Origin of the sequence: Shinella sedimenti (assembly GCF_022601905.1) — a bacterium.
GTDB lineage: Bacteria > Pseudomonadota > Alphaproteobacteria > Rhizobiales > Rhizobiaceae > Shinella > Shinella sedimenti.
The window spans coordinates 197,080-209,374 of the sequence record NZ_JAKVIN010000009.1 but is presented as its reverse complement, the minus strand read 5'-3'; the positions used below and the strand labels follow the sequence as shown (position 1 = coordinate 209,374).

General features: G+C 63.2%; 13 protein-coding genes. 8 read left to right on the top strand and 5 right to left on the bottom strand.

The window, feature by feature from the left end; all coding sequences use genetic code 11:
• The first annotated feature begins 84 nt into the window (after positions 1-84).
• The 3 genes from MKI86_RS20825 to glcF are packed head-to-tail and all read left to right on the top strand — an operon-like array spanning position 85 to position 4,055.
• Complete coding sequence (locus tag MKI86_RS20825; RefSeq protein WP_241604909.1) at positions 85-1,521, top strand: FAD-linked oxidase C-terminal domain-containing protein; 1,437 nt, start codon at positions 85-87, stop codon at positions 1,519-1,521.
• Positions 1,518-2,717 carry an FAD-binding protein gene (locus tag MKI86_RS20820; protein WP_256465753.1) on the top strand — a complete coding sequence of 400 codons (1,200 nt, stop codon included), beginning with the start codon at positions 1,518-1,520 and terminating at the stop codon, positions 2,715-2,717. The genes MKI86_RS20825 and MKI86_RS20820 overlap by 4 nt, the downstream gene beginning before the upstream one ends.
• Positions 2,718-2,732: 15 nt before the next feature.
• Positions 2,733-4,055 (top strand): glycolate oxidase subunit GlcF, encoded by a 1,323-nt coding sequence (glcF, locus tag MKI86_RS20815; protein ID WP_241604907.1) that lies wholly within the window; start codon positions 2,733-2,735, stop codon positions 4,053-4,055.
• A gap of 36 nt (positions 4,056-4,091) precedes the next feature.
• Here the strand turns inward: glcF and MKI86_RS20810 are convergent, their stop codons facing one another.
• Positions 4,092-4,796 (bottom strand): L,D-transpeptidase, encoded by a 705-nt coding sequence (locus MKI86_RS20810; RefSeq protein WP_241604906.1) that lies wholly within the window; start codon positions 4,794-4,796, stop codon positions 4,092-4,094.
• 192 nt (positions 4,797-4,988) lie between these two features.
• Positions 4,989-5,729 (bottom strand): L,D-transpeptidase, encoded by a 741-nt coding sequence (locus MKI86_RS20805; protein ID WP_241604904.1) that lies wholly within the window; start codon positions 5,727-5,729, stop codon positions 4,989-4,991.
• 211 nt (positions 5,730-5,940) lie between these two features.
• Between MKI86_RS20805 and MKI86_RS20800 the strand changes: the two genes are divergently transcribed.
• Positions 5,941-6,570 (top strand): DNA-3-methyladenine glycosylase I, encoded by a 630-nt coding sequence (locus MKI86_RS20800; RefSeq protein WP_241604902.1) that lies wholly within the window; start codon positions 5,941-5,943, stop codon positions 6,568-6,570.
• Between the two features lie 157 nt (positions 6,571-6,727).
• Positions 6,728-6,961 carry a hypothetical protein gene (locus MKI86_RS20795; RefSeq protein ID WP_241604900.1) on the top strand — a complete coding sequence of 78 codons (234 nt, stop codon included), beginning with the start codon at positions 6,728-6,730 and terminating at the stop codon, positions 6,959-6,961.
• Positions 6,962-7,072: 111 nt separating this feature from the next.
• Here MKI86_RS20795 and copM read toward each other — a convergent pair whose 3' ends face one another.
• From copM to MKI86_RS20780, 3 genes are all read right to left on the bottom strand, one after another.
• Entirely contained in the window at positions 7,073-7,441 is a 369-nt protein-coding gene (gene copM, locus MKI86_RS20790) for a CopM family metallochaperone (RefSeq protein WP_241604898.1), read from the bottom strand.
• 70 nt (positions 7,442-7,511) lie between these two features.
• On the bottom strand, positions 7,512-7,826 hold the full coding sequence (locus MKI86_RS20785) for a hypothetical protein (RefSeq protein WP_241604896.1): 315 nt from the start codon (positions 7,824-7,826) through the stop codon (positions 7,512-7,514).
• A gap of 39 nt (positions 7,827-7,865) precedes the next feature.
• Positions 7,866-8,303, bottom strand: a complete 438-nt coding sequence (locus MKI86_RS20780; RefSeq protein WP_241604895.1) for a hypothetical protein — start codon at positions 8,301-8,303, stop codon at positions 7,866-7,868.
• A gap of 288 nt (positions 8,304-8,591) precedes the next feature.
• Between MKI86_RS20780 and hisS the strand changes: the two genes are divergently transcribed.
• The 3 genes from hisS (at position 8,592) to hisG (ending at position 12,212) form a co-directional block, all read left to right on the top strand.
• Positions 8,592-10,181 (top strand): histidine--tRNA ligase, encoded by a 1,590-nt coding sequence (gene hisS, locus MKI86_RS20775; protein WP_241604893.1) that lies wholly within the window; start codon positions 8,592-8,594, stop codon positions 10,179-10,181.
• Positions 10,182-10,386: 205 nt separating this feature from the next.
• Positions 10,387-11,520, top strand: coding sequence for an ATP phosphoribosyltransferase regulatory subunit (locus MKI86_RS20770; protein ID WP_241604891.1), 1,134 nt, complete (start codon positions 10,387-10,389; stop codon positions 11,518-11,520).
• Complete coding sequence (hisG, locus tag MKI86_RS20765; protein ID WP_241604889.1) at positions 11,517-12,212, top strand: ATP phosphoribosyltransferase; 696 nt, start codon at positions 11,517-11,519, stop codon at positions 12,210-12,212. The genes MKI86_RS20770 and hisG overlap by 4 nt, the downstream gene beginning before the upstream one ends.
• Positions 12,213-12,295 lie beyond the last annotated feature (83 nt).

The window sequence follows — 12,295 nt, the reverse complement described above, 5'->3', positions numbered from 1 at the left end:
TAGCGGATAAAATGCTTATCATTTGCACCGGCCGATAGAAAGTGGTAAAGAAAACAGACCACTTGTGGATTGGGGAGGCGAAATATGGATCAGATCGCGTTTCTGGAGCCGCGCCCGGCGGTTCTTTCGCGCCGCCGCGAAATCGTCGCCGATCTCCTCGATCTCCTGCCGGAAGGCTGTCTCGTGCATGAGCCGCGCGAGCTCGTTCCCTTCGAGACGGACGCCTTCGTGTCCTATCGCCGTCTGCCGCTCGCGGTCGCCCTTCCCGAGACCACGCAACAGGTCGCCGCGGTACTGAAGTACTGTCACCGTTACGGCGTTCCGGTCGTGCCGCGCGGGGCGGGCACCTCGCTTGCCGGCGGTGCGATTCCGCAGGAGGATGCCGTCGTCATCGGCCTTTCCAAGATGTCGCGCATCCTGGAGGTCGATTTCGCCAACCGCACTGCAACCGTCCAGGCCGGCGTCACCAATCTTGCCATATCCGATGCCGTTTCCGCCGACGGCTATTTCTACGCGCCCGATCCGAGCTCGCAGCTCGCCTGCACCATCGGCGGCAATATCGGCATGAATTCCGGCGGCGCACATTGCCTGAAATACGGCGTGACCACCAACAATCTCCTCGGCGTCAAGCTCGTGCTGATCGACGGCACGATCATCGATCTCGGCGGCAAGGCGCTCGATGCTGGCGGCCTTGATCTTCTCGCCGTTGTCTGCGGTAGCGAAGGCCAGCTCGGCATCGTCACCGAGGCGACCGTGCGCCTCATTGCCCGGCCGGAAGGCGCGCGTCCGGTGCTCTTCGGCTTCGACACGTCGGAGGAGGCCGGCGCCTGCGTGGCCGATGTCATCGGTGCAGGCATCATCCCCGTTGCCATCGAATTCATGGATAAGCCTGCCATCGAAATCTGCGAAGCATTCGCGCAGGCCGGCTACCCAATGGATGTCGAGGCGCTTCTCATCGTCGAGGTCGAGGGTTCCGAGGCGGAAATGGACGCCATGCTGGCCAGCATCATCGAGATCGCCGGCCGTCACGGCGTGAAGGTCGTCAAGGAATGCCAGTCAGCAACCGAGGCGGCGCTCATCTGGAAGGGCCGCAAGTCGGCCTTCGGCGCGACGGGCCGCATTGCCGATTATATCTGCATGGATGGGACCGTGCCGCTCGGCCAGCTGCCGCATGTCCTGCGCGGCACGGCAGAGATCGTGGCGAAATACGGTCTGCGCGTCGCCAATGTCTTCCACGCCGGCGATGGCAACATGCACCCGCTCATTCTCTTCAACGCCAACGACCCGGAGGATGCTGCGCGGGCGGAAGCCGCCGGCAATGAAATTCTGAAGCTTTGCGTCGATGCCGGCGGCTGCCTCACCGGCGAGCACGGTGTCGGCATCGAAAAGCGCGACCTGATGCGCCACCAGTACAGCGAGGTGGACCTCGCCCAGCAGATGGCCGTCCGTGCTGCCTTCGATCCGCAATGGCTGCTCAATCCTTCCAAGGTCTTCCCACTCGAAGGGCGCCCTGCTGCATGACACCGATCCATGAACCGCTCTCCGAAGAGGCCGCAGCACGCCTCGTCATGATCGCCGGCCTATCCGCGACGCCCTTTTCCATTTCCGGTGGCGGCACGCGCAGCCTGCTGCCGGCGGCCGATGGTGCCGAGCAGCTGTCGACGCGCGGCCTCAATGGCATCGTGGCTTACAATCCGGCCGAGATGACGATGACGGTGCGGGCGGGAACACCGCTTGAAAAAGTCGAAGCCGCCCTTGCCGAAAACCGCCAGATGCTGGCGTTCGAGCCCGTCGACCTGCGCGGCTTGCTCGGTTCGTCCGGCATTCCCACCATCGGTGGCGTCTTTGCGACCAATGCGTCCGGCCCGCGCCGCTTCGTGGCGGGTGCGGCGCGCGACAGCCTGCTCGGCGTGCGCTTCGTCAATGGCAAGGGCGAGATCGTGAAGGCCGGCGGCCGCGTGATGAAGAACGTCACGGGTCTCGATCTCGCAAAGCTGCTTGCCGGATCGCACGGTTCCCTGGCGCTCCTGACGGAAGTCACCTTCCGCGTCCTGCCGATGCCGGAAACCGCCGTCACCATCGTTGTCTCCAACCTCAACGATGCCGAAGCCACGGCGGCCATGGCAACCGCCATGGCCCTGCCAGTCGAAGTCTCCGGTGCCGCGCATCTGCCGGAAAGCGTGCGCGGCCGGTTTGTCAGCGGCGCGTTGCCTGACGGGGCGGCGACCGTGCTGCGTCTTGAAGGCCTTGCCGCTTCCGTTTCGGTGCGGGCACAGAAGCTTGCCGACGCCATGGCCGGCTTCGGTGCGGTCTCGCAATGCGATGCCGGTCTGACGCAACGCCTCTGGCGCGAAATCCGCGATGCCACGCCCTATGCAGATGGTACGTCGCGGCCGCTCTGGCGTGTCTCGGTCGCGCCCACCGCCGGCCAGCAGCTGGTGGCGGCCCTGCGTCTCGAAGCCGGCGTCGATGCCTTCTACGATTGGCAGGGCGGTCTTGTCTGGCTGCGCATGGAGAGCGACCCGGAAGCGGCATTGCTGCGTCGCTATATCAAGGCGGTCGGCGGCGGCCATGCAACGCTGCTTCGCGCCCGCCCGGACGTGCTGGCTGCAACGGAAATCTTCCAGCCGCAAACCGATGCGGTCACCGCCATCCAGACCGCCGTGAAGGCAAGTTTTGATCCGGCCGGGCTTTTCAGATCCCGCATGACCGGCTGACAGGAACACCCGCCAATGCAAACCAATTTCACCGCCGAACAGCTTGCCGATCCGCATGTCGCGACATCGGAGAAGATCCTGCGCAAATGCGTGCATTGCGGCTTCTGCACGGCCACCTGTCCGACCTATGTGACGCTCGGCAATGAGCTGGATAGTCCGCGCGGGCGCATCTATCTCATCAAGGACATGCTGGAAAACGGTCGTCCGGCGGATGCCGAGGTGGTCACCCATATCGATCGCTGCCTCTCCTGCCTTGCCTGCACGACCACCTGTCCCTCCGGCGTGGACTATATGCATCTCGTCGATCACGCGCGCATGCATATCGAGGAGACCTACAGGCGGCCGTTCTGGAACCGCCTGACGCGCAACATCCTCGCGGCAACGCTGCCCTATCCCTCGCGCTTTCGCATCGCTCTGCGGGCGGCGGCGCTTGGCCGGCCTTTTGCCGGATTTTTCAAGCGCTTCAAGGCCTTCGAGCCCTTCGGCGCGATGCTGGATCTGGCGCCGAAGACATTGCCGAAGGCCTCCGCCAGCTCGAAGCCGGGCACATATGACGCCGCCGGCCAGCGTCGCGGGCGGGTGGCGATCCTGTCCGGCTGTGCCCAGCCGGTGCTGAAGCCCGGCATCAATGAAGCCACGATCCGGCTTCTGACCCGGCTCGGCGTCGAGGTCGTGGCGCCAGCCGGCGAGGTGTGCTGCGGCTCGCTCGTCCATCATATGGGCCGGGAGGCACAGGCGCTGGAGGCCGCACGGCGCAATGTCGATGTCTGGCTTGAGGAAGTGGAGAAGGGCGGGCTCGACGCCATCATCATCACCGCATCCGGTTGCGGCACGACGATCAAGGATTATGGATTCATGCTGCGGCTCGACCCGGTTTATGCGGGGAAGGCGGCGCGCGTTTCGGCCCTTGCCAAGGACGTGACGGAATATCTCGCGACCCTCGACCTGCCGCAGCAGGAGGGCAAGGGGCTGACGGTCGCCTATCACTCGGCCTGCTCCATGCAGCATGGCCAGAAGATCACGATGGCGCCGAAGACCCTGTTGAAGAAGGCGGGCTTTACGGTGCGCGATCCGGCAGAGGGCCATCTCTGCTGCGGCTCGGCCGGTACCTACAATATCCTTCAGCCGGAAATCTCGGCCAAGCTGAAGGCGCGCAAGGTGAAGAACATCGAGGCGACGAAGCCCGACCTCATCGCGACCGGCAACATCGGCTGCATCACACAGATCGCGACCGGAACCGCCGTGCCGATCCTGCATACGGTGGAATTGCTCGAATGGGCCTATGGGGGCGAGAAGCCTGTGGCGATATCGAACCTTTCGACGAAAATGCCGGCCTGAAGCCGGCATTCCCTGATACCAGCAGGTCTTGGCAGATTAGCCGCCGAAGCCGAAGAGCGTGCCGAAGAAATCCACGCCGCGATCGTTGTAGTTGACGGCGCCCTGCCTGTTGCCGGGACCGACGACGACGACCTTGGTGCCGACATCAGCGCGGGCGTAGAGATGCTCCACGTCCTTGTTCATCATGCGAATACAGCCCGACGACATGTTCTGACCGATCGTCCAGGGCTGGTTCGTGCCGTGGATGCGGAAGATCGTGTCGCGGCCGCCCTGATAGAGATAGAGGGCGCGCGCGCCGAGCGGGTTGTCCTCGCCGCCGGCCTGCACGACGGGCAGGATGCGGCCCTTCTTGGCCTCGCGACGGCGCATTTCGGCGGGAGGCGTCCAGCTCGGCCATTCGGCCTTGCGTCCCACCTTCACAACGCCCGACCAGCCGAAGCCATCGCGCCCGACGCCGATGCCGTAGCGCGTCGCCCGGTTCTTGCCCTCGACATAGTAGAGGAACTTGTTGTTCGTATCGACGATGACGGTGCCCGGCGCCTGGTCGGTGACGAAGCGGACCTTGGTGCGCTTGTACTTCTGGGCGACCTGCTTCTTGCTCTGCTGCACAAGCACGACGTCGCGCGCGGCGCCCGTCTGGTTTTCCTGCCGTGCGCCGGGAAAGGCGCTGGCGGTTGTCGCCGGCATGACCGCCGTGACGGCGACGGCGGCCGCCAGCAAGATCGATGCGTATTTCCGCATGTTGAATTCCCTCTCAATCCTCAATTCCGCAAGGCTAGCCGAGTCCTGATCAAATTCAAGTCAGCCTGCCGGAAGCAGGACGGTTGCGAGGGCGGATTTGTTCGAATTCTTTCGGAAGATGCAGCGTAAAAGGAAAACATCTCCGGCAGCGGGGCGGCCGGAGATGTTCGAATTGCTTGTCGTCGTTCGGTGTCAGATCACGATGACCTTGGTGCCGACCTTCACACGCTCGTAGAGATCGACGACATCTTCGTTGCGCATGCGGATGCAGCCGGAGGAGACCGCATAACCGATCGTCCAGGGCGCATTCGTGCCGTGGATGCGGTAGAGCGTTGAGCCGAGATACATGGCACGCGAGCCGAGCGGATTTTCCGGTCCGCCATCCATAGAGGCAGGCAGGTAATGGCCCTTTGCGGCCTCGCGCGCCACCATTTCCTTGGGCGGCGTCCAGCGCGGCCATTCGGCCTTGCGGGTCACGGTGTGCGTACCGGCCCATTCGAAGCCGGGCTTGCCGACGCCCACGCCGTAGCGGCGGGCCTTGCCATCGCCCATCACGAGATAGAGGAATCGGTTGTTGGTATCGATGACGATCGTGCCGGCCTTGTGCTTGCTGTCGTAGGAAACGATCTGCGGCAGATACATCGGATCGAGCTTGGAGCGGACCGGCCGCTGTGCCTGGCCGGTTGCCGACACCTGCTCAACGCGGGCGACGCCGTCGCGGCGGATGACGCGACGCTGCTCCACCCGCTGACGCTGGATGATGCGGCGCGTGTTTGCGGCGGGCTGCGCGCCTTCGCCCGTCAGCTGCATCAGCCACGGTGCGGTCAGGTCCGGGCTGACGATAACGGGCGGGCGGCTGCCGTACCGGTCATTGGCATGGGCAACCGTCGTGGTGCTCAGCAAGGCTGCTGCTAGAAGGGTTCGTATCAACATCGGACGTACTCGCTACTGATCGTCGCCGGTCTGCGCCGCCCCAATGCGGCGCCGGTTCGCCAAAATGCTTGCACCGTCAGATGAAGCGAATGGTAAACGCCCATTCATTAAACATGCACGATGCCGATAAAGCGTTGAGTAGGGTTATTGCCCGCTTTCCAAAGGTGGTTGATGAGTGGTAAACGCGAACAAACAGGAAACGGAGACGGTGATGACGGAACGCGGATTGACGGTGGGCGAGGACGGGAAGACGCGGTGCGCCTGGCACGGCAACCTCGACGACTACCGCCGTTACCATGACGCGGAATGGGGCCAGCCCGTCACGAGCGATATCCGTCTCTTCGAAAAGATCTGCCTGGAAGGATTCCAGTCGGGCCTGTCCTGGCTCACCATCCTGCGCAAGCGGGAAGGGTTTCGCGCTGCCTTCGCCGGCTTCGATTTCGACCGCGTTGCGGCGTTCGGCGAGGAGGATATCGCGCGCTGCGTCGCCGATACCGGCATCGTGCGCCATCGCGGCAAGATCGTCTCGACCATCAACAATGCACGCCGCGCGCAGGCGATGCGCGACGAGTTCGGCACACTCGCCCGCTATTTCTGGAGCTTCGAGCCCGGTCCGGATGAGCGCCCCGCAAGGGTGGACTGGGCGACGATTTCCGCCAATCCCACCACGCCGACATCCGTGCGCCTTTCGAAAGATCTCAAGAAGCGCGGCTGGACCTTCGTCGGTCCGACGACCGTCTATGCCTTCATGCAGGCCATGGGGCTCGTCAACGACCACGTTGAAGGTTGTTGTTGCCGGGCAGACGTAGAACTTAAGAGAAATGCGCTCATACGGCCATAAATCCGGGCTTGCCGTTACAAACAGCTATTTGATTTTGCGACGAATCATGTAGCTTAGGGTTGAGCGGCGAATTCATACATCAACAAGTCTGGGGCGACGTGTACACGTATGGTCGCGCGGTGCCGCTTTATGCTGAATGATTTGGCATGGGGGATTTATGGCGCCAAACCTATCTGCAATCGACGATACCCGGCTGGAACTCTGGGCCTGTGACAAGGCGCAGGAGATCATGTTGCGTGAGGGTTTTCGTCTCATCCGGTCCGCGCGCAGCGGCTCCAACACCGAACTGCGCGAAACGAGCCTGATGATGGCCCGCGCGATCGCCGCCTCGCTTGTCGAGGCCTCGGCGACCAGCCGGCCGCCGGCCGCCGGCCGGCGAGTGAGCGATTGAAGACCCGCCGGTTCCGGCGGGTTTTTCGTTTGGGGGACGCGTTCGCCGCACAGATGGCAATACGAAAGAGCCCCGCCTTGCGGCGGGGCTCCCGGTCGGCTGTTATGCGGCTTACTGGGCGTTCTTCGCCAGCCACTCTTCCATCATCTTGATCTCGCCCTCCTGGGCGGTGATGATCTCCTCCGCGAGCTTGCGGATAGCCGGGTCCTTGCCGTGCTCCAGCTCGATTTTCGCCATGCCGATAGCGCCCTGGTGATGGGCGATCATGCCGCGCACGAAATCCACGTCGGCATTGCCGGAGAACGGGATGTCCATGCCCTTGTGCATCTTCGCATTGGCATCGATGAAGGCTTGCGTGGATGCGCTGCCCGAAGGCTCGGCCACCATCTGATGGCCCGAGTGATCGGCCTCCTGTGCGATGGCCGGCAGGGAGAAGGCGAGCGCGAGGGCAGCGCCAAGAAACAGAGTCTTTGCGTTCATTGTCTTTTCCAGTTCTGAAAACGGTTGATGAGCGGACGCGAGGCGCGTCCGCATTGTCATGCAATCGTGTTCAGGCTCGGGGAGGGGGATCGAGCGGCGACAGCGCACGGCCCGCAAGGCGCGGCTCGGCGCTGGAAATGCGCGCGGAGATATCGAGCCGTCGGTTGGTTGGTAAAAGTGTGCCGGCTTCTATCGCAAAACACGCAGCACACGCTACGGGATGGGCGGCCGGCTTGGTTTTTCCGTGTTCGCCGGAGCCGTGATCATGCATGTGCACGGCCTGCGCTGCCGGCATGCGGGCCGCATGCAGCGTCCCGGCCATCGCCGGCACCCAGCCGGCGAGCACGGCGCCCAGAATGGCGAATATGAGGAAAATCTTCCGCATGCACCAGAGATAGGCGCGTGCTGCGCAAAAGGAAAGGCCTCAGTTCAACAGGGTCGGCATGGTCACAGTCGTTTCGAGACAGCGCCGCGCGGTGGCAAAGGTGCCGACGATCACGCCGCCGTTCGCCTTGATTTCCGAATGACCGAAGCAGAATACCGGACGGTAGAGCCCCGCCTTGGGGCGGATCGACGTGCCGAAACTGATATCGGTCGCGACGGTGGCGGCTTCCTCGAGTGCCAGCAGAACCTTGTGCCAATCGGCGGGATCATAGGGCTGGATGATGTCGAGGATGCCACAGGTCTGGCCAGCCACACCATGGAAGGCGGCGGTCTGCGGCCCGATCCACAGAATTCCCGTCGCGAGGTCCGCGCTCCAGGATTCGCAGACGAACATGTCGTCCAGTTGATCCGCCTTGATGCCGATGAAGTCTGCGACGGACGAGCGTTGCGCGAGGGAGATTGTCGATTTCGATGCCATTGCGTCGGTCCGGGCTGGTGTAGTCGCCGTCCGAGGGGACATGCACGTGGCGACAAACCACACCCAGCCCTTCGTATGGTCGCCGTCTTTTGAAAATTTTCGTTCACCGGCAGCAACGGCTGCGCGAATGAGCGTTCGCTTTCATACGCCCAGCCGCAGCCGAAATCTACTAAAAGGAGAGCTGCCGGTTTCAGCTCGATCAAAAGGGCATGTCTTTGCGCCCTTGCCGCTTCCGGCCCAATCCGCTAGGGAAACCGCAACGGAAATACAGGAATTTCGGCCGTCCCGATGAGCGAAAAGCAGAAAAAACCGCAGAAGCTGAAAGCCCGCCTGCCGCGCGGCTTTGTCGACCGCGAGGCTGCGGATATCCGCGCCGTCAACGAGATGACCGCGAAGATTCGCGAGGTCTATGAGCGCTATGGTTTCGATCCCGTCGAAACGCCGCTCTTTGAATATACCGATGCGCTCGGCAAGTTCCTGCCCGACAGCGACCGCCCGAACGAGGGCGTCTTCTCGCTGCAGGACGACGATGAGCAGTGGATGAGCCTGCGCTACGACCTTACGGCGCCGCTTGCCCGCCATGTCGCGGAGAATTTCAACGAGATCCAGCTGCCCTACCGCACCTATCGTGCCGGTTATGTCTTCCGCAACGAGAAGCCCGGCCCGGGCCGCTTCCGCCAGTTCATGCAGTTCGATGCCGATACGGTCGGCGCCGCCGGTGTCCAGGCGGATGCCGAAATGTGCATGATGATGGCCGACACGATGGAAGCCCTCGGCATCAAGCGCGGCGACTACCTCATCCGCGTCAACAACCGCAAGGTTCTCGACGGTGTGCTGGAAGCGATCGGCCTGGGTGGTGATGACAAGGCAGGCGCACGCCTGACCGTTCTGCGCGCCATCGACAAGCTCGACAAATTCGGCCCCGAGGGCGTGAAGCTTCTGCTCGGCCCCGGCCGCAAGGATGAGTCCGGCGACTTCACCAAGGGCGCCGGTCTTAGCGAAGAGCAGATTGGAATTGTTTTTTCGCTGTTCGAGCGTGAAGTAACCGATGTGACCGGTCCTATAGGCGGTGACATATCCACCATTAAGGTGACCTATGGTGATGTTAAGAGTTTTAAGCCATCCGGAGTAAGGCTAGCAGCGATAGGCGCAATGGACCTTTCCGGAAAGTTCAACGAAGGCCAAGCCGAGCTCAGCGCAATGACAACCCTGTTTAATAGTGCAGGTTATGGTCCTGATCGTATCAAGATCGATCCATCCTGCGTCCGCGGCCTCGAATACTATACCGGCCCCGTCTTCGAGGCCGAGTTGCAGTTTGCCGTTACCAACGAGAAGGGCGAGAAGGTCGTCTTCGGGTCCGTCGGCGGCGGTGGTCGTTACGATGGTCTCGTGTCGCGCTTCATGGGCCAGCCGGTTCCGGCCACGGGCTTCTCCATCGGCGTTTCGCGCCTGATGACGGCGCTGAAGAACCTCGGCAAGCTCGGGCAGGACGACGTCGTGGCCCCCGTCCTCGTCACCGTCATGGACGGCGATGTCGAGAGCATGGGCCGCTACCAGCGCTTCACCCAGGAACTGCGCAATGCCGGCATTCGCGCCGAAATGTACCAGGGCAACTGGAAGAAGTTCGGCAACCAGCTGAAATATGCCGACCGCCGCAACGCCCCCGTCGCCATCATCCAGGGTGGCGATGAGCGCGCCGAGGGCGTGGTGCAGATCAAGGACCTGATCGAAGGCAAGCGCCTCTCCGGTGAAATCGAGGACAACACGTCCTGGCGCGAGGCGCGCGTCGCGCAGATTTCCGTGCCGGAAAGCGAACTCGTGGCGAAGGTCCGTGAAATCCTCGAGGCGCAGGCCGAAGATCGGGCACGGACCAGCTGATAGCGATGCGCGCGTCCTTCCACCCCCCTCTGGCCTGCCGGCCATCTCCCTCGCAAGGGGGAAGATTGGCAAGGTGCGAACGCATCACCCGGATAGAGATGTCAGGGACAGGCGAGACGGTCCAACAATTCGATCTCCTCCCCTGTGGGGGAGATGGCCGGCAGGCCAGAGGGGGCTATGCCGCCCCGCGGCCGGAGCTTTTCCCATGCCACTGATCAATCTCCCCGCCTTCGCCCCCGATCTGATCTCCGATCTCGAAGCCCTCGGCACCGAGCGCGTCGACACGCCGGTCATCCAGCCGGCCGAACCCTTCCTCGACATGGCGGGCGAGGATCTGCGCCGGCGCATCTTCATGACGGAGAGCGAGACGGGCAAGAGCCTGTGCCTGCGCCCGGAATTCACCATTCCCGTTTGCCTGCGCCATATTGAGACGGCGACCGGTACGCCGAGGCGCTATGCCTATCTCGGCGAGGTCTTCCGCCAGCGCCGCGAGGGATCGAACGAGTTCTATCAGGCTGGTATCGAGGATCTTGGCGAGCCCGATGTGGCGCGCGCCGATGCCCGTGCGGTCAGCGATGCCATTGCCGTGCTGGCAAACCGTCTGCCGGGCGTGTCACTGTCCGTGGTGCTGGGCGACCAGTCGGTGTTCGAGGCGGTGGTTGCCGCCTGCGGTCTGCCGGCCGGCTGGCAAAAGCGGCTTGTCCACGCCTTCGGCAACCAGACGCAGTTGCAACGGCTGATGGACACGCTGTCCAATCCCGCCCCGTCAGGCATTTTCGGCCCGGAAGTCGAACGCCTTGCCATTCTCGGCAAACTCGACGACGAGACGACGCTGATCGCCCATATCGACGAGACGATGGAAGCGACCGGCTATTCCACAAATGCCAGCCGCAGCCCCGCTGATATCGCGCGCCGCCTGCGGGAGAAAATGGAGCTGGCGAACACCCGCCTCGATGAGCGCACGCTTGCACTGCTCAGGGAATTCCTGGCGTTGGAACTGAGCCTTGCGGATGCGCCACAGGCGCTCGCCGCCTTCGCGCAGAAGGCCGGCCTGTCGCTTGGAGAAGCGCTCACCCGTTTCGAAAGCCGCGTTGCCGCTTTGCGCGAGGCCGGCATGCACCCGTCCGCCGTGACCTATCGCGCCGCCTTCGGCCGCCCGCTCGACTATTATACCGGCCTTGTCTTCGAGATCACGCCTGAGGGCGATCCGCTCGTTCTTGCCGGTGGGGGCCGCTTCGACCGGTTGCTCACGCTGCTCGGCGCCAAGGAGCGTATTCCCGCCGTCGGCTTTTCGCTGTGGCTCGATCGCATCGCAAGCGTGAAGGAAGCTGCGGCATGACCATCACCATCGGTCTTCCCTCCAAGGGGCGCATGAAGGAGGATTCGTCCGCCGTTCTCGCCCGCGCCGGTTTTTCCGTCATCGCCGTCGGCAATGACCGGTCCTATCGCGGCCGGGTCGAAGGCCGCGACGATATCGAGATCGCCTTTCTCTCCGCCTCGGAAATCTCGCGTGAGATTGCCAATGGTACGGTCGACTTCGGCGTGACTGGCGAGGATCTGGTGCGTGAGGGGCTGGCGGAGGCCGATGCCCGCGTCGAGTTCTGCGCTCGCCTGGGCTTCGGCCATGCCGATGTCGTCGTCGCCGTGCCGGAAATCTGGCTCGATGTCGATACCATGGCCGATCTCGGCGATGTCGCCGCCGATTTCCGCGCCCGCCACGGCCGCCGCCTGACGATCGCCACCAAATACTGGCGACTGACGCAGCAGTTCTTTTCCGGCAATCACGGCATCCAGCTCTATCGCATCGTCGAAAGTCTGGGCGCCACGGAAGGCGCACCCGCCTCCGGCTCTGCCGACATCATCGTCGACATTACCTCGACCGGGTCGACGCTGGTCGCCAACCACCTCAAGATCCTGTCCGATGGCGTGATCCTGAAATCGGAAGCCTGCCTCGTGCGCGCCCGCAAGCCCGAGCATGAAGGCAATCCGGTCGTGGCTGAGATCATCAACGCGGTGCGTGGGGTGCTCTGACTGCAGGGACTATCCGGCTTCCACCGGAATTTTGTAGAGGCCACCCTGACATCGCCCGTCCACCTGTCCTATCTATGAGCTCC